Here is a 21,556-nt window from a genome sequence, read left to right as displayed (position 1 = left end):
AGGCTACATCGCGGCTCTACGGGCGGGCGGGCAACTGCCCGGCACCCAGCAGGGACTCGCAGTAGGGGCTGGCCGCGGCATTGATTGGGTTTTTCTGTGGTTCTCGTATGTGTTACGTATGTGGCGTGCGTCCGGCGACATGTGTGTGCGGCGCCTGCTACGTTGGGTGTGAGCATGAGACGTGTTGTGTGAATGTTCGTACGGCATGTTCATGGGCAGGGGCGAATGGCTGTTGCGGTCGTTGGTTCCCGTACGAGAAGCGCATTGCGTGACTAGGGTCATGCAGCTGATTGCTTTATCTGTTTATCGGCTGCATCGCTCTACGGCATGCCCGTAAGGAGGTTTTATGTTTCCAGAAATTATTCCGCCACGCGCTGTGCGTGGCGCTATTGATTCGTTCGTCGATCACTTGGTGACGCAGTATGCGGACACGTTGGAGTCGATGTCGCAGCCGTTCCTGAGCGCGTTGGTGTGGCTGGAACAGGTCTTGCGCAGCACGCCATGGTGGCTGGTCGTGTTGGTCACGATCGCGATTGCATGGGGCGTCAGCCGCCGTATCGGCCTGAGCATTGCCATGGGCGCGCTGTTGTGCGTGATCGGGCTGCTGGGGCTGTGGGATGCGGGGATGCAGACGCTGGCGCTGATGATCATGGCGGCAGGGCTGTCGGTGATTATTGGTATCCCAGTAGGAGTGCTGATGGCGCGGATCAATTGGCTGCGCTCCATCATGCTGCCGATTTTGGACGTCATGCAGACGATGCCGAGTTTCGTTTATCTGATTCCGGTGGTGATGTTGTTTGGTCTGGGCAAGATTCCCGCGATTATTGCTACAGTGATTTATGCGGTGCCGCCGCTGATTCGCTTGACGGATTTGGGCATTCGCCTGGTCGATCGCGAGGTGCTCGAGGCGTCGCGTGCGTTTGGCGCGAATGCGCGCCAGCAGTTGTTTGGCGTGCAGTTACCGCTGGCGCTGCCCAATATCATGGCTGGTATCAACCAGACCACGATGATGGCGTTGTCGATGGTGGTGATTGCCTCGATGATCGGGGCGCGCGGCCTGGGTTACGAAGTGTTGTTGGGTATCAATCGTCTGGAGGTTGGCCGTGGCCTGCTCGCAGGCCTGGGGATTGTGGTGTTGGCGGTGCTGTTTGACCGTATTACGCAATCTTATGGACACCGCGTACGTCGTCAAGGAGGCCAACGATGAGCAAGATCGAAGTCAAAAACATTTATAAGGTCTTTGGCCCGCATCCGCAAAAGTGGTTGTCTGCTGCGCAGAGCGGCATCAGCAAGGAAGACCTGTTGGCCAAGAGCGGTCATACGCTGGGGTTACGTGATATCAGCCTGTCGATCGAAGAGGGCAGCATTTACGTCATCATGGGCTTGTCCGGTTCGGGCAAGTCGACGTTGATCCGCCATTTCAATCGTTTGATCGAGCCCAGCGCCGGCCACATTCTGGTCGACGGTGTGGATGTTGTCAGTCTGGGCAAGCGTGAGCTGGAGACGTTTCGCCAAAAGAAAATGAGCATGGTGTTCCAGCGCTTTGGCTTGTTTCCGCATCGCACAGTGCTGGATAACGCGGCGTACGGCTTGACAGTGCAAGGTGTATCCAAGGCTGAACGCGAGGAGCGGGCGCGCCATTGGCTGGACCAGGTCGGGTTGAATGGGTTTGAAGCGCAGTATCCTCATCAGTTGTCGGGTGGGATGCAGCAGCGCGTGGGCTTGGCTCGCGCCTTGGCGACCGATGCCGAGATTTTGTTGATGGACGAGGCATTTTCGGCACTGGATCCGCTGATTCGCCGGGAAATGCAGGATCATCTGTTGCAGTTGCAGGCCAAACTGAACAAGACCATCGTGTTCATTACGCACGATCTGGACGAGGCTTTGCGTCTGGGTAATCGCATTGCGATTCTGAAGGACGGGGAGTTGGTGCAGGAGGGCACGCCGGAAGACATCTTGCTGAATCCGGCGAATGACTACGTGCAGGCGTTCTTGCAGGACGTCAACCGCACGAAGGTTCTCAATGCGGCGCATGCTGTGAATCCGCCGCGGTTGACGTTGACCATGCGTTCTCGTCCGGCGCATGCATTGGACCGTATGCATGCGTTGAGTTTCGAGTATGCGCCGGTGCTTGATGGCAAGCGATTGGCGGGCGTGCTCACGAGCGCAGCAGCGCAGCGCGCAGTCGAAGCGGGTGTGCGCGATGTGTCGGCCTATGTCGAGGATCTGGCGTCGGTGCCTGCCACGGCTGGTCTGGACGAGGTGTTGGCTCGCCTGGTGCACAGTGATCAACCGGTCGCTGTGACGGGCGAGGATGACGAGTTCATCGGTATGCTGTCACGTAAGAAGGTCGTGGATCTGGTCACGCCGGCATTGCAAGAGGCCGCGCCTGAGGCGGCAGCGTCGTCAACGGCTGATGACGAGCCGAATCAGAATACTGTCAAGACGACCGAGTCTGCTTAGCGCGGCGAGCCTTTGGGGGTTCTGGATTGAATCCTGGACACCTTGATGAATTTGGGGCGACTTAGGTCGCCCCGATTCGTTTCTGGCTGCATTTAATCCAGCCGTACGTTGGCGGCCTTGACGACTTCGTGCCAACGCTGAATCTCGTCGCGAATGTATTGTTCGTATTCCTGTGGTGAGGCGCCCAGTGGTTGCGCACCTTGAGCAGCTAACTGTTTCAGGACGTCGGGTGATTGCAGGGCTTTGCGGATCTGTGCGTTGAGGCTGTTGATGATCTCCGGCGGCGTGCCCGCCGGGACGACGATGCCTTGCCATGCGCCCATTTCGAAATCGGGAACGACGGTCTCGGCCAGGGTCGGCGTATCGGGTAATTGAGGGCTGCGCGTTTTGCTGCTGACAGCCAAGGCGCGTAGTTTTCCTTCGCGGATAAAACCCAATGAGTCGTTCAGAGTGTTGGTCATGAATTGCACTTGGCCGCCGACCAGATCTGTCATGGCCGGCGCGCTGCCGCGATAAGGGATATGGGCGGCCTCTATGTCGACCGAGCGCAGGAATAGCAGCGCGCCCAGATGGGTCACATTGCCCGCGCCTGCTGAGGCATAAGACAGTTTGCCTGGACGAGATTGGGCATAGTCGACGAATTCTTTGACGTTGCGGACAGGCACCGAGGGATGCGTCAACAACACGAGAGGGATCACCGCCGTCGACGAGACCGCATCGAAATCCTTGACGGGATCGAACGACAGGTTGCGGTATAGATTGGGGCTTAACGCAATGGACGAGGTGTTGTACAGCACGGTATAGCCATCTGGTTTGGCCGCTGCCGCATACTGCATGCCGATGTTGCCGTTGGCGCCACCTTTGTTTTCGACGACGAAGGTCTGACCCGTTTGGTCGGATAGTTGCTTGGCCAGTACCCGGGCGACCAGGTCCGTGGGGCCGCCGGGCGGGAAAGGTACCACCATGGTGACCGGGCGTTCAGGCCAGGCGGCCAGTGCTGAGCAGGAAAGACCGATGCCTGCCAAGGCCACCAGGGCAGCGAACAGGCGGTGAATGCGTTTCATGAGTTTGTCTCCTTGAGTTGTTTTTTGTTTGGCAACGCGAAGGTGGTGCGCTGTTGTTGCTTTTGTCTCGGGCGGGCAGCACTGCGTTGTTGTTGTTGTTGTTGTTGTTGTTGTTGTTGTCTGGCGTTTAGCGCCTGTTTTTATTTCCGGCGCACCTGGCTGAATGCGCCGGGTTGGCGATTCAATCAGGCTTGCCAGCGAGCAAACGCGTCGCTGTGTAAGTCATCACGGGTTGTCCGTGTTGGTTGCGAACTTCGATCGATGAGTTCACCACGGCGCGATTGCTTTTAGAGGTGGGGCGTATGCCGGTGACTTCGACTTCTGCCCAGATGGTGTCGCCCGCAATGACCGGCGCCAGCATTTTTTTATGTACCTCCAGCAATGCGAGGCCCGTGCCCTGGACCATGCCTTGCATCAGCAACCCCTCGATCAAGCCGTAAGTCAGTGCGCCCGGTGCGGGGCGGCCGCGGATGGCGCCGTGTTCGAAGGTGGCATCGATAAAGATCGTCTCCAGCATGCCGGTAGCGCTGATGAAGTTGACGATATCGGTTTCGGTAATGGTGCGGCGGAATGTATGAAAGCGCTGGCCGACTTGCAGGTCCTGCCAGTAGTAGCCTCGTCCTAGCACGGTAGGGGTTTGGGGAGTTGTCATTGCTCAACCTCGGGTGGCGTGGAAAGGGAAATGGAGAGTGAGCTGTCGCGAGCACTGCCGCTCGCCAGCAGCTGCTCGATGCGTTCGGCCGACAGCCCTGCTTGTTGCAGCACCTGGCAGGTGTGTTCGCCCAGCCGAGGCGGCATGGCAGGTGGCACGTGCGAGCGTTGCAGGCGAACAGGATTGCGCGTAAAGCGATAGTGGTGTCCGGCAGCGCTGGTCAGCGGTACGAAGAAATCCACGCTGCGCAGATGCGGATCTTGTTCCAGGTCTTCCAGGCGGTTGACGGGCGCAGCCGGGATTTCCAGGCGCTGGCACAAGGCGAGCCAGTGGGCCGTAGGATGATCCGCGACGATGCGGCCTACCAGGGCATAGAGGTCTTCGATGTGCTGGGTGCGTGCTGCGATGTCGGCAAAGCGTGGATCATCGGCCAACGCTTCGTGGCCTGTTTCGTTAAAGAAGCGACGCCAATGGGCATCGGTGTAGGGCATCATGCACAAATAGCCGTCGGTGGTTTGATACGGGCGTCGCCATGGGGCCAATACGCGCGGATAGCCGGCGGTACCAGGGCTGTCTTGCAGGTGGCGGCCGTAAAAATGCTCCACCAGCAGATAGGACGCCATGGATTCGAACATCGGGACTTCGAGTTGCTGTCCCAGGCCTGTGCGTTCGCGTTGAAACAGCGCCGCCAGAATGGCGTGGGCCGCGACCAGGCCGCAAGTTTTGTCGGCGGCTATGGTGGGCAGATAACGCGGTTCGCCGCTTTGGCGCTGCGTGATATCCGCGATGCCTGTCAGGCCCTGCACGATGTCGTCATAGGCGGGCTGATCGGCATAGGCGCCGCCTGCACCAAAACCATACAGGCCGGCGTAGATCAGTCGTGGATTGCGGGCGCACAGCGTTTGCGGGTCCAAGCCCAGCCGCGCCATTTTCGCCGGGCGCATGCTGTGCATGAGGACATCTGCGCTATCAACCAGGGCCAGCAGGGCTTCGCGCGCATCGGCTTGTTTCAGATCCAGGACGATGCTGCGCTTGTTCCGGTTGATACCCAGGAAAATCGCGGCGAGATCGTCCTCTTGTTTAGGCCCGGTGCGGCGCGTCGAGTCGCCCTCTGGCGGTTCGACCTTGACGACATCCGCGCCGTAGTCGGCCAGGATCTGCGAGGCATAGGGACCGAATACCACGGCCGTCAGGTCCAGGATGCGTACACCGGCCAAGGCGCTGCGCTCGGAGGGGCTCTTTGTCATCTCGATTGCTGCTCTGCGATAGGGGACATCTGATGCATGTCATCCTAATCACCCGGCAGATAACCGTCTAATATGGCGTTGGTATGACGCGATATGGAATTTGTTATGGCTGTGGACTTGAGGCAGTTACGCCAGTTCGTCACGATCGCCGAGCTCGGCAGCTATCGGCGTGCCGCCGAGGCGCTGCACATTGCGCAGCCTGCGCTGTCGGTCTCGATACAAAAGCTGGAGCACAGCGTAGGCGTGTTGTTATTGGAACGTGGCGCAAAAGGGGTGTCGTTGACCCCTGCCGGGCAAGCGTTGATGGCTGATGCCCAACGCGCCTTGTTCCATGCTGATCAGGCGCGGCAGTCGGCGCGGCGTGTGGCGTTGGGCGAGCTCGGACGCTTGCGTCTGGGGTTTGTCGGCTCGGCCACGTACATGCTGCTGCCGCGTTGCTTGCCTGAGTTCCGGCGCCGTTATCCCGATGTCGCGTTGGAGTTGCGCGAAGACAGTACGAAGCGCTTGGCGGAAATGTTGCGCGCCAACGAGATCGATGCGGGTCTGGTGCGTGGCCCATTGGCCGAAGACGCGTCGTTATCGGCCTGGGTAGTCGAGCGCGATAGCTTGATCCTGGCGTTGCCCGCGACGCATCCCTTGGCCGATGGCGGGCCTATCACGCTGCAAGCACTGCGGGCAGAGCCATTCGTGATGTATGCGCCCGACAAGGTCCCGGGGTTGCACGGCGTTGCTCAAGCACTTTGCCGCAAAGCCGGTTTTTCACCGCAAATCAGTCAGGAGGCGATCCAGGTGCAGACGCTCGTGAGTCTGGTGGCCAGCGGTCTGGGTGTGGCCTTGGTGCCGGGAGTGACGCGCGCGTATTCCACACCGCATGTGAAATTCGTGGATTTGCTGGACGCCGATGCCCATGACGCGCTGGCGTTGTCGTTGGTGGCGCACCGAGATACCTCGTGTGCGCCGGTATTGCGGCTGCGCGACTCCATGCTGTCGGCGCAATGATGCGCTATTGAAAATGATGGAGCGGCAGAGGGGCTGCTTTAGCGTCCCGCAGCCAGGGCGGTGATCCCGCCTGCGACGCCCATGTCGGTCTTGGGCACATCGGTGACAATGACGCGCACGTCTTGTTCTGAAATGTCGAGGCTGTGGTGGACAGCGCGGCTGACCGCGGCGATGAGTGCGGCTTTTTTCTCGGGCGTGCGGCCTTCGATGAGGCGTGCGATGACCAGAGCCATGGGCTTGCCGATTTCGCCTGCGACGATGACATGTTCGGCGGCGACTTCCTCCAGCACGATACGGATGGAGGGCAGGGGCGCTGCGATGCTGTCGACGACAGCCTGCGAGCAATTCTGCAGCAATTGCGCTTTTTGAGCGGTGCTATGGCCTTGCATGATTTGCATGTTCAGGATGGGCATGGCGATTCCTGGCGAGTCAGGCGAGCCTGTGGCTCGCTGGGGTTGAGATGAGTTGCATCATAGCAATCTTGGCAGGCGAGGATGCGATCACTCAATGACGGCAAAGAGATGCTTGCGCACGTAGTCCAATGCGGACGTAGACGCTGCCAGCGCGTCCGCCCCGATGCGGGCGTTCCAATACGGCTCGCCGCCAGCGGCGCGACGCCATTCGCGTAATCGGCGCGTGCAATATTGCAGCTCGTACTCTGCCGTCACACCGATTGCGCCATGCACCGCATGCGCAATGTCCGCAGCCCGCGTCACGGCGGCGCTGGCGCGCGCTTTGCCCAGCGCGGCCAACAAGGGGGCGGGGCGCCAGTCCGGGCTTTGATACGCCAGTTGTGCCGCCGTGCGCACCGCCCATACCTGCTCGGCCAGGACGCTGATCTGTTGCTGCACCGCCTGAAAACGCCCGATGGGTTTGCCAAACTGGGTGCGTTGGTTGGCATAGTCTATGGTCAACGCCAGGATCTGTTCCAGTGCACCAGCGATCAGGCCGGCGTAGGCGACAGCCGCCAAATCCGCCAAGCTGACGTCGGCGATGTTCAGCAGGGCGCTGTCCGGCAGTACGGCGGGTGGCCAGTGTAAGTCCGCATCGAGGCTGCCATGGCCACCCGAGGGCGCGATCTCGGCTTGTGCGACTGGTAGCAAACGAGCCCCGTCCGGTGTCGCCGCCAACACCCATTGCGCGACGCGAGCGGCGCCGACGGCATGGGCCTGGATGCCGGCAGTGGTGTGGTGCACCTGAAAGGGAGCGAGGGCGATGGGGCCTGACGGCGGTTGATGGCCGGCGTGATGCAGCCAGGCGCGCGCCAGCAGGGTTTGAATCACTGGCGCGCCCACGGCGTGCCTCCCCGCCGATTGGGCTAATGGCACGATGTCGGCCAGGCGCAGGCCGGCCCCGCCGGCGTCCTCGGGTAATAGCGCATCCAGAAAACCGGAGTCTTCCACCGCTTGCCAGGCTGCGGTGGCCGACTGGCCGCGCTCGATGGCATGTAGAACCTCTGTGGAATAGGCTTGTGCAAACAAGCGCTGGGCGGCATCGCCGAATAAGGTATCCATCATCAGTCGCTTCGAAAAACCTCGGCGCCGATGCCGAGATAACAAAACATGCTGCAGCAAGACCGCAGCGTTAATTTGACCTGAGCCCCAGCCCTCGCGCGATGATGCCGCGCAGGATTTCGCGCGTGCCGCCACGCAGCGAGTAGGTCGGGCTGACTTGTTCTACGTAAGCCAAGGTGCGCAGCAGTTCGGGTGGTATCGCGTGATCAGGCGTTTGGCTTAAGATTTGTGCCAGCAGATCGGGGATGCGTTGTTCCAGTTCTGTGCCCAGGTCTTTGACCAGGGCGGCCTCGATGGCGGGGCTGCGGCCGCAGGCGAGTTGCCCTGCGATGGCCAGCGACATGGCGCGCAGCGTGGCGAGTTGCGTGAGGATTTCACCGAGCGCAGCGGTGGTGTGGGCGTCGTTGATCTGGTTGGCACGGCAATGCGACAGCCAGCATTGCACCAGCGCCATGCTGGAATAGATGCGCTCGGGCCCGCTGCGTTCAAACGCGAGTTCTGCATTGACTTGCTGCCATCCATCGCCCTCGGTGCCGATCAATGCCGACGCATCGAGCGCGACATTGTCGAAGAACACTTCGGAAAAATGGGCGTCTCCTGCCAGGTCTTCGATGGGGCGTATGGTGATGCCCGGCAGCGACAGATCGATGATCAGTTGCGAAAGCCCCTGATGCCGGTCGGCTGCCGTGCCCGAGGTGCGCACCAGCGCAATCATGTAATGGGACCGATGGGCGTTGGTGGTCCAGATCTTGCTGCCATTGAGCAGCCAGCCCCCATCTTTGGACTCGGCCCGCGTACGAATGCTGGCGAGATCCGAGCCTGAGTTCGGTTCGCTCATGCCGATGCAGAAAAACGCCTCTGCGCGGCAGATGCGAGGCAGGTAAAACTGGCGCTGCGCTTGCGTGCCGTACTTCAGAATCAACGGGGCGCTTTGGCGGTCGGCAATCCAATGGGCCGATACCGGCGCACCGGCGCACAGCAGTTCCTCGGACAGGACGAATCGCGCAAAATGCCCACGTGCGGCGCCGCCGTATTCGCGGGGCAAGGTCATGCCCAACCAACCGCGGGCAGCCAAGGCCTGACTGAATTCGGCATCGAAGCCCATCCAGGATCGAGCGCGCTGATCGGGCGGCATATCGGCCAACGCGTCGTTCAGAAAGGCCCGTATGTCTGCACGCAGAGATTCGTCTTCGGTGGGAATGGCGGTCAGTTCAAGCGTATCTATCATATTGTGGATTAGCGGCTCCTTGGTGTCGGACTATCCCTCTGGAGGCGGGTCCTTGTCTAATATTTTTTTTTGGCGGGCCGATACATATTTCGTATCGGGCAGCGCCAGGTCCGGTTTGCCGCAGCGCAGTATGATGAGGGGGTTGCTGCCGGTATGGTGCCGGCATGTCGTGCTCCAGGAGATATTGCATGAATGAAGTCATCATTGCCGCAGCCGCCCGTACCGCTATCGGCGATTTCGGCGGTGCGTTGAAAGATGTGCCGCCCATCGATCTGGGCGCGGCAGTCATCAAAGAGGCATTGGCCCGCGCAGGCGTTGGGGGCGACGAGGTAGGACACGTCGCCGTCGGGCATGTGATCAACACCGAACCGCGCGATATGTATCTGTCGCGTGTGGCGGCCATGAATGCCGGCATTGCCAAAGAAACGCCCGCCTTTAACGTCAACCGTCTGTGCGGCTCCGGCCTGCAGGCCATTGTGTCGGCCGCGCAGACCGTGTTGCTGGGCGATACCGACATCGCCATCGGCGCGGGTGCGGAAAGCATGAGCCGTGCGCCCTACATCGCGCCGGCGCAGCGCTGGGGCGCGCGGATGGGTGATGCCGCGTTGCTGGACATGATGACCGGCGCGCTGTCGGATCCTTTCGAACGCATTCACATGGGTGTGACGGCTGAAAACGTGGCGGCGAAATTCGGTATCAGCCGCGCCGACCAGGATGCGTTGGCGGCGGAATCGCACCGCCGCGCTGCGGCTGCGATCGACGCGGGTTATTTCCGGGATCAGATCGTGCCCATCGTCCAGAAAACCCGTAAAGGCGACGTCGTCTTTGATACCGACGAGCACGTTCGGCGCGACGTGACGGTCGAAGGGTTGGCCGGGCTCAAGACCGTGTTCAAAAAAGAGAACGGGACAGTGACGGCGGGCAATGCCTCGGGCTTGAACGACGGCGCAGCTGCGGTCGTGCTGATGAACGCCTCGGTCGCTGAAAAGCGCGGCGTCAAACCGTTGGCGCGGCTCGTGGCCTATGCGCATGCAGGCGTCGAGCCGTCCATCATGGGTATTGGCCCCGTGCCGGCAACGCAGGCGGTACTCAAGCGTGCAGGCCTGACGGTGGACCAGTTGGACGTCATCGAGGCCAACGAAGCCTTTGCTGCACAGGCGTGCGCGGTATCGCGCGAGTTGGGCCTGGATCCGGCCAAGGTGAACCCGAACGGCAGCGGGATCGGCCTGGGTCATCCGATTGGCGCGACGGGGGCCATCATCACGGTCAAGGCGCTGTATGAGTTGCAACGCATACAGGGCCGTTATGCTCTGGTGACGATGTGCATCGGCGGCGGGCAGGGGATCGCCGCGATCTTTGAGCGCGTGTAATTTCGCACAAGCACTTCGACGGGCAGGCTCGCTACAATCACGCGATTATTCGCTGAGACTTTCCGATGCCTGCCCTTACCCGCCCCGCTGCCGCCGATCAGCCTACGCTTTCCGAATCCGACGGCATTCGTTATCTGCATTTCGGCACAGAATGGATCCAGGGCGCCATGCGCATCAAGGCACCCGCGGAACTGGTCCTGGAATACACCTCGCAGATGTTGGCCTGGCTGCTGTTTCTGGAGCCGCCCAAAGAGGAGTCGATCGGCCTGTTGGGACTGGGGGCGGGATCTTTGACGCGGTTCTGCCTGAAACACACGCGTAGCCCGCTGACGGTCGTGGAATGGAATCCCCAGGTCACGGCCGTGTGCCAGATGTTTTTCCGCCTGCCGGCATCACCGCGCCTGACCGTGCATCACGAGGATGCTGCGGTGTGGGTGGCGGATGCGCAGAATGCGGGAAATTGCCCGGTGCTGATGGTGGACCTGTACGATGCCGCCGCGCGCGGGCCGGTGCGGGATTCCGTTTCGTTCTACCGCGCCTGCCGCCGCGTGCTGGGCGAGGTCGGTGTGTTGTCGGTCAATCTATTCGGCCGGCACGAGAGTTTTGACCGCAATATCGAAAATATACGCCAGGCATTTGATGACCGCATTGTGCTGTTGCCCGAGATCGATGCCGGGAATCAGATCGTGCTGGCGTTCAGTGGGCCATCGCTGGCCATTACGCCGGCGCAATTGCTGGCCCGGGCGGAAATCGTGGAAAGCCAATATGGGTTACCGGCTCGCCGTTGGGCTCGGGCGCTGACGAGCTACGCCGTTGATGGAATGCTGTACTTTTAAAGCGAGGCGGGTATGCGTCCCCGCCTTCAGTCTCTAGCCCGAAAACGTTAGGGTGGGGTGCCAAACAGGGCACCGATGCTGGCTGTCACGGCCATGGCCAACGTGCCCCAGAAGGCCACACGCAGTGCGCTTTTGACAACGGATGCGCCACCGATCATGGCGGCGATTGCGCCGAGCAAGGCCAAAAAGAAAATGCTGGTGGCCACGGTCCATGTCAGCAATGACTGTGGCGGGGCTAGTACGACCACGGCCAGCGGCAGCGCCGCGCCCACCGCAAAGCTGGCGGCGGAGGCCACCGCTGCCTGCAACGGGCGCGCGCGCAGGGTTTCAGTGATGCCTATCTCGTCGCGAGCGTGAGAGCCCAGCGCATCATGTTCCATCAACTGTGTTGCGACTTCGGCCGCCAGTTCAGGATCCAGCCCACGCCGGACGTAAATCCCTGTCAATTCCCTATGCTCGCCCGCCGGATTGGCCAACAATTCCCGACGTTCCTGCGCGAGGTCTGCCTTTTCAGTATCCGCCTGCGAATGGACGGATACGAACTCGCCGGCTGCCATCGACATGGCGCCGGCAGCCAGTGCGGCAATGGCGGTGGTCAGGACGCTGGCGTGGCTGGCATTGGCCGCCGCGACGCCCGCAATCAGGCTGGCAGTGGAAATGATGCCGTCATTGGCGCCTAGCACCGAGGCGCGCAGCCATCCAATACGCCCCGTACGATGGGGTTCAGCGTGAGCGCGGTAGTGAGAATGCGGCACTGGAAAGAGAAGCTTGTGAGTTGAGAGGTAGTCTGTGCCTGGAAAGCATACGCGAAATTTCCTGACAGGATGTTGCGCGCCTGGCGGCGCAACGGGGCGAAACCAGGTGCCAAGGGATTTCCCAGGGGACGGGGGCTATCGCTTTAGCGCCGTAATGGCTATGATCAAGATTCCTATAATTATGAATTACAGGATTCCCCACAGGCCTGCCATGACCGCACCTATTGTTCGTCAAGCGCTATACCTCGAGGTCGCCGACCGATTGCGGGACATGATTCGCTCGCGGACGTTGGCCAGCGGCGAGTGGATAGACGAGGTGTACCTGACGGGCGTGCTCGGCATTTCCCGCACGCCGTTGCGCGAGGCGCTGAAAGTCCTGGCGACCGAAGGACTGGTGCGGTTGGAGCCGCGCCGCGGGTGTTTCGTCAACGAGTTGTCGTTGCAGGACCTGGAAGACATCTTTCCCTTGATGGCCATGCTGGAGGGGCGCTGCGCGCACGAGGCGGCATTGAAAGCCTCCGACGCGGAACTCGCAGGGCTGGAATCGCTGCATCGAGCACTGCAAACGCATGCTGCGGCAGGCGAAGTGGATGCCTATTACGACACCAATGCGCAGATCCACGAGGCCGTTCAGGCGCTGGCGAACAATCGCTGGCTGTCGGACATGGTGGGGAATTTACGCAAGGTGCTGAGCCTCTTTCGTCACAAAAGCCTGACCGTGCCCGGACGAATCACCGAGTCCTGCGCCGAACACATGGCCATTTTTGCCGCGCTGAAAGCCCGTGACCCGGAAGCCGCCGAGGCGCTGGCCCGTAAACATTTGCTGCGTCAGCTGGACGCCTTGCGTCTGCTGGCCCGGCGGGCCGAGGCCGCGCCCCTGACGGCAACAGCCCGTTCATCATCACCGTCATCCTCAAATACGTCTGCTATCCAGGAGGTTTCCCATGACAGCCCTAGACTCCAGTCCGCTCGCACGCGGCGCTCGGCCGCCTGAGGGCGATACCGTGTCAGATGAAAAAGCGGTTGCAGAGAGCGCAGGGCTGATGGCCCGGCTTGGCCGCCTGTGGGATCGCGACCGCCCGCCTACTGCCACGGAAATCCTGCCCCTGTTCCAGGCACGCCTGACGGATGTGGCCGCGAACAGATTGGCACGCACCTGGTGTGCTGCGTACACGGCGGCGGACGGTAAGCGTCGGCGCGAATTGCTGACGGGCCTGGCGCAAGTCGATGCCGGTTTACAGCCGCGTGGCGATCGTGGGCTGGCGTTCTTCAAGCGTCTGAATGCATTGCCCGATGGTTTGCGTTTCCTGGTGGCGTTGCGTGCGGATATGCTGCGCTGGCGTAAACAGGTGGCAGGCCTGCAGGCTCTGGACAAGGATCTGGAAAGCCTGCTGTCGGCCTGGTTTGACGTGGGGCTGCTGGAGCTGCGTCCCTTGACGTGGGACTCGCCGGCGTCGTTGCTGGAAAAACTGATCATCTATGAGGCCGTGCACGAAATCCGGTCATGGGATGATTTGCGCCATCGCGTCGCGCCGGATCGGCGCTGCTATGCCTATTTCCATCCGCAAATGCCGGATGTGCCGTTGATCTTTGTCGAGGTGGCTTTTGCCACGCAGATGGCAGACAACGTACAGGTCGTGCTGGATACGGCCGCACCGCCAGCCGATCTGGACAAGGCCCGCTGGGCGATTTTCTATTCCATCTCGAATACGCAGCCCGGGTTGCGCGGGATCAGTTTTGGCAATTTTCTGCTCAAGCGTGTGATCGAGCGCCTGGTCGAGGAGCTGCCCAAATTGCGTTTCTTTGCCACCTTGTCGCCGATTCCCGGTTTGGTCGACTGGCTGTCGCGTCTGAGTGCGGCGGAAGTCGAGGCGGTTGTGCGCGACAAAGGCCGTACGAGAGCCGGCGCACCCGATGGCGCCCGCTGGGTGGCCAGACTGTCCAAAGCGGCGACAGGCAAGTCGTCCGAGGTAGTGCAGCGGGCTGGCATGAAGCTGGTGGCGCACTATTTGATGACGATGAAAAACAATCAGCCCATCGATCCTGTCGCGCGTTTTCACCTGGGCAACGGTGCGCGTATCGAGCGACTGAATTGGGCGGCAGATACGTCGGCCAAAGGGCTGGGCCAATCCTGCGGCATGATGGTGAATTATCTGTACGACTTGGATGACCTGGACGCCAATCTCGAACAATTAGGGCAGGGCAAGCCGCGTGTCAGTCGCGGTATTGCGCGGATTGCATAGTGAGTGGACACAACAATGAACGAGCATGACGCATCATCTGTAGCGCGTGGGCAGGGCAGCGTACAACTGACACGCGAGGGCGCTTTGGCGTGCGTGACGTTATCGCATCCCGGGCGGTTGAACGCCATTACCGTGTCGATGTGGAATCAGTTGCGCGCGGTGTTCGACACGCTGTCCGCAGATGACACCGTGCGCTGCGTGATCGTCCGCGGCGAGGGCGGTCAGTTTGCCGCGGGAGCGGACATTCGCGAGTTTCCCGAGGTACGGGGCGATTTATCTCAAGTGCGCCACTATCACCAGCATATTCTCGCGCCAGCGCTACAGGCAGTGGCGGATTGCCCGCATCCCGTCGTCGCACAGTTGGAGGGCGTCTGCGTGGGGGGCGGGTTGGAAATCGCCTGTCAGGCAGATCTGCGTATCGCGGGGGCGTCGACGCGTTTCGGGGTGCCGATCAACAAGCTGGGGTTCCCGATGGCGCCCGACGAAATGCGGGGCTTGCTGGCGTTGGTCGGCCGTGCGACGACCATGGCGATTCTGCTTGAGGGGCGCGTATTCGATGCGGCCGAAGCGCTGTCGTTAGGGCTGTTGACCCGTGTCGTGCCGGATGCCGAGGTTGCCGGCCAGACGCACGCCTGTGCCGAGCGTATTATGCGTGGCGCGCCGTTGGCCGCACGTATCAACAAGCGGCAGTCTCGCCATTTGCAGCAAGGCGCGCCGCTGGACGAATCCCATTATCAGGACTTTTTTTCTTATGCCGAGAGTCATGACCATCGCGAAGGCGTCGACGCCTTTCTGGCTGGCCGGACGCCGGTATTCACTGGAGACTAAATAAGGTGAGCAACGCCAATCTGTATACCGTGCTGGCTAGCGGCTTTCCCGCAGATCGCAGTCAAATCGCCCTGGAAACGCCTGAGCTGCTGTACACCTGGGACGATATCGATCACGCCAGTGCGTGCCTGGCTAATTTGTTGACCTCGCTGAATTTACCCGAGGGATCGCGCGTCGCGGTACAAGTTGAAAAATCCCCCGAGGCGCTGTTGCTTTACCTGGCCACGTTGCGGGCCGGACTGGTGTACTTGCCTTTGAATACGGCTTATCGCGAGTCGGAAATTTCGTATTTCCTGGGCGATGCGGAGCCCGCGGTGGTGGTGTGCTCCAGCAAAAATCTGGGCTGGGTGAGCAAGGCCGCCGCGCAGGCCGGTACCGCTCATGTCTTTACGCTCGATGAGGATCGCACAGGTACCTTGCTGGATGCGGCCGCGGGCCAAAGCCAGTCGTTCAAGGACGTCGTGCGTAACGCGGACGATTTGGCTGCGATCCTGTACACGTCGGGGACCACGGGCCGTAGCAAGGGCGCCATGCTGTCCCACGGCAACCTGGCCTCCAATGCGCAGGTGTTGCATCGGTATTGGGGCTGGCGTTCGGACGACGTGCTGCTGCATATGCTGCCGATCTTTCACGTGCATGGTTTGTTTGTGGCCTCTCACGGCGCGCTGTTGGCTGGTGCTCGCATGATTTGGCTGCCCAAGCTGGACGTCGAACAAGCATTGCATTACCTGCCGCGCTGTACGGTGATGATGGGTGTGCCCACCTATTACGTCCGTCTCCTGGCCGAGGCGCGCTTTAACCGCAAGGTATGTGCGCGCATGCGTTTGTTCATTTCCGGGTCGGCGCCGCTGTTGATGGAGACCTTCGACGATTTCCGCGAACGCACAGGGCAAACCATTCTCGAGCGTTATGGCATGAGCGAGACCGTGATGCTGACCTCCAATCCCTATGATGCGGCCGACGGCGAACGCCGTGGCGGCACCGTGGGCAAAGCCTTGCCGGGTGTGCAAGTCCGTGTGGTCGATGATAATGGGTCCGAGCTGGGCACAGGCGAGATTGGCAATGTGCAGGTGCGTGGCCCGAACGTGTTCTCGGGCTACTGGCGCATGCCGGAAAAAACGCGCGAAGAGTTCACCTCGGATGGTTGGTTCCGCACGGGCGATGTGGGCCGCTGGGGCGGCGAATCGGGCGGCGCAGCGGTGCCGGACGATTACCTGTCCATCGTAGGCCGCAGCAAAGACCTGATCATCTCGGGCGGCTACAACGTCTATCCCAAAGAAATCGAACTGATCATTGATGAAATGTCCGGCGTATTGGAGTCGGCCGTCATCGGTGTGCCCCATCCGGATTTCGGCGAAGCCGTAGTTGCCGTGGTCGTCCCCCGTGAGGGCGCTGCCCTGGACATCTCCGCGATGCAGGCAGAGCTGAAAAGCCGGATTGCCAATTTCAAAGTGCCCAAGCAATTGCATCTGATCGATCAGTTGCCGCGCAACACGATGGGAAAAGTACAAAAGAACGTTCTGCGCGAGTCATACAAGACTGCGTAACCTTCTATTAACCGCCCCAGACAGGAGGCTCGCTCACCAGCTCATTTTTATTGGACCCACGTCCGTCGCACTGACAGATTCGCAGGCCTGGGCCGGATTCGATTCCGGTCTGCGAGACGATGGAAATCCGAGACAGTCCCGTGGCCGCTGGACCGCGGCGCGGGTTGTCCGGCGACACACTGATGCATTCATATAAAACCAAATACGGGCAGCATTTTCATGCTGTATCAATCGAGGAGACGAAATGAAGCATTCCATGATTCGTGCATTGAGCTTGGCAGCCGCGCTAGGGGTCAGCGCGGCTTTGGCACCGACCGCTGCCTTGGCCGATTGGCCTGAGCATCCCATCAACTTGATCGTGCCGTTTCCCGCTGGCGGCGGCACGGACACGTTTGCGCGGCCGTTGGCTCAGCAACTGAGCACACAGTTGGGGCAGACCGTCGTGGTTGACAACAAAGGCGGGGCCGGCGGCACTGTCGGAGCCTCCGTGGCCGCAAAAGCCAAAGGCGACGGCTACACGTTCTTTATGGGCGGCGCCCACCATGTCGTGGCGCCTGCGCTCTACAAGAACCTGACGTACAACATTCAGAAAGATTTCATCCCGGTAGCGCTGCTGGCGCAGCCGCCCCAGGTGGTGGTGATCAACACATCCAAATTGCCGGTGAAAACCTTGCAGGAGTTCATTGAGTATGCGCGCAAACGCCCGGGCGAAATCAATTTCGGCACGGCAGGCAAGGGCAGCACACACCATCTGGCTGGCGAGCTGTTCGCGATGCAGACGGGGATCAAGCTGATCGATGTGCCCTATCAGGGTGCGGGCCCGATGCTGTCAGCCTTGATCGGTGGGCAGGTCGATCTGGCATTTGACGGCTTGGGCTCGTCGGCAGGCCATATTCGAGCCGGCAGTATCAAGCCTCTGGCGGTGGCTGCCGCCAAGCGTTCGCCATCGTTCCCCGATGTGCCGACGGCCGCCGAGGCAGGCGTGCCGAACTATGAAGTGTCGACCTGGTATGCCTTGTGGGCGCCGGCGGGCACGCCGAAGCCCATCGTCGACAAGATGATCGCCGAGGTGACGAAAGCCTTGAATACTCCCAAGGTCAAAGAAACATGGGCAGGCAACGGTTCGGCCACGCCGGATCTCACCGGCGAAAAATTCGGCGCCTTTGTCGATAGTGAAATCGTCCGATGGGGCAAGGTCGTCAAGGATTCGGGGGTGACGCTGGATTGATGACAGGCAAACGGCTGGCACGCATGCCAGGCGTGCTGCAGCGGTTTGCCCGGTCTTGGAGCGAGCCGCTGCACTGCCTTGAATGAGTCGTGCAATAACGGGTGTCAGCCGTGTTTGGGGCGTGACGTGAGGCCAACTGTCGTGGCGACAGCATTTTTCAGGGATTACCCCCGCCACCAAGTCCGCCGCGACACGTTAGACTTAGCGGTTTCACTGGTATGTGGGCTTGGCAGTCAGTTGACAGGCTCACACGCTGATAAGTAAACCAACACCCAAACGGTGCAAGGAGTAGACCCGATGCTGATCGGAAAAAAACATTTTCTGACGGTGGGCGCAGTGGCGGTGGCGTTGGCTATCCACGCTGTCCCGGCCGTTGCGGCGCAACAAAAATCGGTGGCCGTGACGGCCATCGTCGAGCATCCCGCCCTGGATGCCGTACGTGATGGCGTCCAGGACGCCCTGAAAAAAGCCGGCTACGAGCCGGGTAAGAATCTGAAATGGCAATACCAGAGCGCGCAGGGCAATACCGGCACCGCCGCGCAGATCGCGCGCAAGTTCGTCGGCGACCGTCCTGACGCCATTGTGGCCATCGCGACGCCGTCGGCCCAGTCGGTCGTCGCTGCGACCAAAGACGTGCCGGTGGTGTACTCGGCGGTGACCGACCCTGTTGCTGCGCAATTAGTGCCCAGCATGGAGCCCTCGGGTACCAACGTGACCGGCGTGTCCGACCTGCTGGCCTTGGACAAACAGGTCGAGCTGATCAAAAAGGTCGTGCCCAACGCCAAGCGCGTCGGCATGGTCTACAACCCCGGCGAGGCCAACTCGGTGGTGGTGGTCAAACGGTTGCAGGAACTGCTGCCCAAGGCTGGCTTGACGCTGGTCGAGGCGGCCGCGCCGCGCACCGTCGATGTGGCCTCCGCCGCGCGCAGCCTGATCGGCAAAGTCGATGTGATCTATACCAATACCGACAATAACGTGGTGTCGGCCTACGAGTCTCTGGTCAAGGTCGGCAACGACGCCAAGATTCCCTTGGTGGCCTCGGACACCGATAGCGTAAAGCGTGGCGCCATTGCGGCGTTGGGCATCGACTATCATGATCTGGGCGTGCAAACGGGCAAGATCGTGGTACGCATCCTCAAGGGCGAAAAACCGGGCGCAATCGCCTCGGAAACCAGCTCGAACCTCCGCCTGTTTGTGAATCCGGGCGCGGCTACCAAACAAGGTGTTACGCTGCCGGATGCGCTGGTGAAATCGGCGGCAGAGATCATCAAATAATGACAGTCACTGCTGGCCCGCTGGGCCAGCAGTTTGTTTTCACTGAACATAATTCAAGGTAGTGCCAGCCGGGTTCACAAGACCTGGCGGGTCAGATTCTATTCATGTCCTTATTCTCTTTGCTTGGCGCACTGGAAATTGGCTTGATTTTCAGCCTGGTCGCGCTAGGCGTCTTTATTTCCTTTCGGCTGCTGCGTTTTCCCGATCTGACCGTGGACGGCAGCTTTCCCTTGGGCGGCGCGGTCGCCGCGACATTGATTTCCGGGGGCGTGGATCCCTTTACCGCCACGCTCGCTGCAACAGCGGCCGGGGCGGTGGCGGGACTCATCACCGGCTGGCTGAACGTCAAGCTGCGCATCATGGATCTGCTGGCCAGCATCCTGATGATGATTGCGTTGTATTCCGTGAACCTGCGCATCATGGGCAAGCCCAATGTGCCGCTCATCACCGAGCCCACCGTCTTTACCATTTTGCAGCCTGAATGGCTGAGCGACTATGTGGCGCGTCCGCTGATCCTGGTCGGCGTCGTCCTGATCGTCAAGCTGCTGCTCGACTGGTTCCTGTCCACGCAGTCCGGTCTCGCGATGCGCGCGACGGGCTCCAACGGCCGCATGGCCCGCGCCCAGGGCGTGAACACCGGCGGCATGATCCTGGCAGGCATGGCCCTGTCCAACGCCCTCGTGGGCCTGGCTGGCGCCTTGTTCGCGCAGACACAAGGCGGCTCGGATATCTCCATGGGGATCGGGACCATCGTGATCGGCTTGGCGGCTGTGATCGTCGGCGAAAGCATCCTGCCGTCTCGCAAGCTCGTATTGGCCACCTTGGCGGTCATCATCGGTGCATTGGTGTACCGTTTCTTTATCGCCTTGGCGCTCAATAGCGATTTCATTGGCCTGCAGGCCCAAGACCTGAATCTCGTCACTGCCGTATTGGTCACCATCGCTCTGGTGATTCCGATGTTGAAGCGCCGCTTGATCGGCAAGAAAGGAGCCTGATCATGTTGCGCGCACAAGATCTGAAAATGACTTTCAACGCGGGAACCCCGATCGAAACCCGCGCGTTGCGTGGGTTGTCGCTCGAGATCCCCAGTGGCCAGTTCGTGACCGTCATCGGTTCAAACGGGGCAGGCAAGTCGACGTTCCTGAATGCCGTTTCCGGCGACTTGCCCGTCGACTCCGGCCGGATCGAAATCAACGGCGAAGACGTCACCCGCAAACCCGTCTGGGAACGCGCTGGCCGTGTCGCACGCGTATTCCAGGACCCGATGGCAGGCACTTGCGAGGATCTCACCATCGAGGAAAACATGGCGCTCGCTCAGATGCGCGGCGCACGCCGAGGCTTTGGCCGCGCGGTCAAAGTCAGCATGCGCGAGGGATTTCGGGAACGTCTCGCCACGCTGGGGCTAGGGCTGGAAAACCGCTTGTCCGATCGTATCGGTTTGCTCTCGGGTGGGCAGCGTCAGGCAGTCAGCCTGTTGATGGCGGCATTGCAGCCGTCGCAGATTCTGCTGCTGGATGAGCATACGGCCGCGCTGGATCCGCGCACGGCGGATTTTGTTCTGCAATTGACCGCTCGCATCGTGGCAGAGAGCAAGCTCACGACGATGATGGTGACTCACAGCATGCGGCAGGCGCTCGATGTGGGCGATCGTACTGTCATGTTGCATCAAGGACAGGTAGTGCTTGATGTTTCGGGGGACGAGCGCAAAGGGATGGATGTGCCGGATCTGCTGGCGATGTTTGAGCGGGTTCGGGGGGAGAAACTCTCGGATGATGCGTTGTTGCTGGGGTAGGGCGCGCCTCTTTGTTTGTTGTGACGGTTGTCGTTGTGATGTGCTCCGGAGGGGAGTCGCCTCTCAGCATCGGGTGTCTCGATTGAGACGTCCCTGCCGGGTGTCGGGCAGTTCTCCACCGGGCCTATCGCACGGACTCGGCCCATGACCAGGGGCCTCGGTCCGCTGCGCGGACTGAATCCGCGCTCTACGGCCCGGTGGAGAACTGCCCGACACCCGGCAGGGACNCACAGCCGTGGCTGGCCGCGGATGTTGGTTGCCACCTACGGCACCCATTACGGACACAGCTTGCTCTTGGCATCCGTCAATAGACATTAGATCAGCCAATAGACATTAGAGCTGCCAATAGACATTAGCATCCGCCAATAATAGACGTTGCGAGCCGGGGGCCGTCATGTAAAGGCGGTGCTGGCCCGTTGAGTCCGCCGAACCGCCCTTGTCAGGCGGGGGGCAGTCGGCTGGNCATGTTTGAGNGGAGCGNAGCGGAGCGAGTTTGCCCAGCCGCCCCGCCTGGC

At 60.9% G+C, this 21,556-nt stretch carries 20 protein-coding genes; 13 read left to right on the top strand and 7 right to left on the bottom strand.

From position 1 onward, the window contains the following. Positions 1–346: 346 nt before the first annotated feature. The gene (locus ACNA0I_RS23675; protein ID WP_415808480.1) at positions 347–1,207 is read left to right on the top strand and encodes an ABC transporter permease; all 861 of its coding nucleotides are present in this window, start codon (positions 347–349) and stop codon (positions 1,205–1,207) included. Further along, positions 1,204–2,463 (top strand): quaternary amine ABC transporter ATP-binding protein, encoded by a 1,260-nt coding sequence (locus ACNA0I_RS23670; RefSeq protein WP_415808479.1) that lies wholly within the window; start codon positions 1,204–1,206, stop codon positions 2,461–2,463. The genes ACNA0I_RS23675 and ACNA0I_RS23670 overlap by 4 nt, the downstream gene beginning before the upstream one ends. A 92-nt stretch (positions 2,464–2,555) precedes the next feature. On the opposite strand, the gene ACNA0I_RS23665 is transcribed toward ACNA0I_RS23670, so the two are convergent. The 3 genes from ACNA0I_RS23665 to ACNA0I_RS23655 all read right to left on the bottom strand — a co-directional run bounded on the left by ACNA0I_RS23665 (position 2,556) and on the right by ACNA0I_RS23655 (position 5,426). Further along, a complete protein-coding gene (locus ACNA0I_RS23665) occupies positions 2,556–3,527 on the bottom strand; it encodes a Bug family tripartite tricarboxylate transporter substrate binding protein (protein WP_415808478.1) in 972 nt (323 codons plus the stop codon). 181 nt (positions 3,528–3,708) lie between these two features. Next, positions 3,709–4,179, bottom strand: a complete 471-nt coding sequence (locus tag ACNA0I_RS23660; protein WP_415808477.1) for a MaoC family dehydratase — start codon at positions 4,177–4,179, stop codon at positions 3,709–3,711. Next, the gene (locus tag ACNA0I_RS23655; RefSeq protein ID WP_415808476.1) at positions 4,176–5,426 is read right to left on the bottom strand and encodes a CaiB/BaiF CoA transferase family protein; all 1,251 of its coding nucleotides are present in this window, start codon (positions 5,424–5,426) and stop codon (positions 4,176–4,178) included. The genes ACNA0I_RS23660 and ACNA0I_RS23655 overlap by 4 nt, the downstream gene beginning before the upstream one ends. Before the next feature lie 105 nt (positions 5,427–5,531). On the opposite strand from ACNA0I_RS23655, the gene ACNA0I_RS23650 reads away from it, so the two are divergent. After that, a complete protein-coding gene (locus ACNA0I_RS23650) occupies positions 5,532–6,425 on the top strand; it encodes a LysR family transcriptional regulator (RefSeq protein ID WP_415808475.1) in 894 nt (297 codons plus the stop codon). A gap of 38 nt (positions 6,426–6,463) precedes the next feature. Here the strand turns inward: ACNA0I_RS23650 and ACNA0I_RS23645 are convergent, their stop codons facing one another. From ACNA0I_RS23645 to ACNA0I_RS23635, 3 genes are all read right to left on the bottom strand, one after another. Then, on the bottom strand, positions 6,464–6,838 hold the full coding sequence (locus ACNA0I_RS23645; protein ID WP_415808474.1) for a tautomerase family protein: 375 nt from the start codon (positions 6,836–6,838) through the stop codon (positions 6,464–6,466). Between the two features lie 87 nt (positions 6,839–6,925). Further along, on the bottom strand, positions 6,926–7,942 hold the full coding sequence (locus ACNA0I_RS23640) for an acyl-CoA dehydrogenase family protein (protein WP_415808473.1): 1,017 nt from the start codon (positions 7,940–7,942) through the stop codon (positions 6,926–6,928). Between the two features lie 67 nt (positions 7,943–8,009). After that, positions 8,010–9,167, bottom strand: a complete 1,158-nt coding sequence (locus tag ACNA0I_RS23635) for an acyl-CoA dehydrogenase family protein (RefSeq protein ID WP_415808472.1) — start codon at positions 9,165–9,167, stop codon at positions 8,010–8,012. A gap of 188 nt (positions 9,168–9,355) precedes the next feature. Between ACNA0I_RS23635 and bktB the strand changes: the two genes are divergently transcribed. Together bktB and ACNA0I_RS23625 are read left to right on the top strand one after the other, a co-directional pair. Continuing rightward, positions 9,356–10,537 (top strand): beta-ketothiolase BktB, encoded by a 1,182-nt coding sequence (bktB, locus tag ACNA0I_RS23630; RefSeq protein WP_415808471.1) that lies wholly within the window; start codon positions 9,356–9,358, stop codon positions 10,535–10,537. 65 nt (positions 10,538–10,602) lie between these two features. After that, a complete protein-coding gene (locus ACNA0I_RS23625) occupies positions 10,603–11,373 on the top strand; it encodes a class I SAM-dependent methyltransferase (RefSeq protein ID WP_415808469.1) in 771 nt (256 codons plus the stop codon). 47 nt (positions 11,374–11,420) lie between these two features. Here the strand turns inward: ACNA0I_RS23625 and ACNA0I_RS23620 are convergent, their stop codons facing one another. Next, positions 11,421–12,128, bottom strand: a complete 708-nt coding sequence (locus ACNA0I_RS23620) for a VIT1/CCC1 transporter family protein (RefSeq protein WP_415808468.1) — start codon at positions 12,126–12,128, stop codon at positions 11,421–11,423. A gap of 211 nt (positions 12,129–12,339) precedes the next feature. Between ACNA0I_RS23620 and ACNA0I_RS23615 the strand changes: the two genes are divergently transcribed. From ACNA0I_RS23615 to ACNA0I_RS23580, 8 genes are all read left to right on the top strand, one after another. Then, entirely contained in the window at positions 12,340–13,122 is a 783-nt protein-coding gene (locus tag ACNA0I_RS23615) for a GntR family transcriptional regulator (protein ID WP_415808467.1), read from the top strand. Then, positions 13,073–14,371 (top strand): malonyl-CoA decarboxylase domain-containing protein, encoded by a 1,299-nt coding sequence (locus ACNA0I_RS23610; protein WP_415808466.1) that lies wholly within the window; start codon positions 13,073–13,075, stop codon positions 14,369–14,371. The genes ACNA0I_RS23615 and ACNA0I_RS23610 overlap by 50 nt, the downstream gene beginning before the upstream one ends. A 15-nt stretch (positions 14,372–14,386) precedes the next feature. Beyond that, the gene (locus tag ACNA0I_RS23605; RefSeq protein ID WP_415808465.1) at positions 14,387–15,199 is read left to right on the top strand and encodes an enoyl-CoA hydratase/isomerase family protein; all 813 of its coding nucleotides are present in this window, start codon (positions 14,387–14,389) and stop codon (positions 15,197–15,199) included. Positions 15,200–15,204: 5 nt separating this feature from the next. Further along, the gene (locus ACNA0I_RS23600; RefSeq protein ID WP_415808464.1) at positions 15,205–16,746 is read left to right on the top strand and encodes a malonate--CoA ligase; all 1,542 of its coding nucleotides are present in this window, start codon (positions 15,205–15,207) and stop codon (positions 16,744–16,746) included. A 244-nt stretch (positions 16,747–16,990) separates the two neighbouring features. After that, on the top strand, positions 16,991–17,974 hold the full coding sequence (locus tag ACNA0I_RS23595) for a Bug family tripartite tricarboxylate transporter substrate binding protein (protein ID WP_415808463.1): 984 nt from the start codon (positions 16,991–16,993) through the stop codon (positions 17,972–17,974). 297 nt (positions 17,975–18,271) lie between these two features. Next, positions 18,272–19,249 carry an ABC transporter substrate-binding protein gene (locus ACNA0I_RS23590; protein WP_415808462.1) on the top strand — a complete coding sequence of 326 codons (978 nt, stop codon included), beginning with the start codon at positions 18,272–18,274 and terminating at the stop codon, positions 19,247–19,249. 104 nt (positions 19,250–19,353) lie between these two features. Beyond that, a complete protein-coding gene (locus ACNA0I_RS23585) occupies positions 19,354–20,244 on the top strand; it encodes an ABC transporter permease (protein ID WP_415808461.1) in 891 nt (296 codons plus the stop codon). 2 nt (positions 20,245–20,246) lie between these two features. Then, entirely contained in the window at positions 20,247–21,041 is a 795-nt protein-coding gene (locus ACNA0I_RS23580; protein WP_094822281.1) for an ABC transporter ATP-binding protein, read from the top strand. Positions 21,042–21,556 lie beyond the last annotated feature (515 nt).

It is taken from the genome of Bordetella muralis, assembly GCF_965139205.1.
Classification (GTDB): domain Bacteria; phylum Pseudomonadota; class Gammaproteobacteria; order Burkholderiales; family Burkholderiaceae_B; genus Bordetella_A; species Bordetella_A muralis.
Note: the sequence above shows the minus strand (reverse complement) of the source record. Positions and strands in the feature narration are given on the sequence as shown.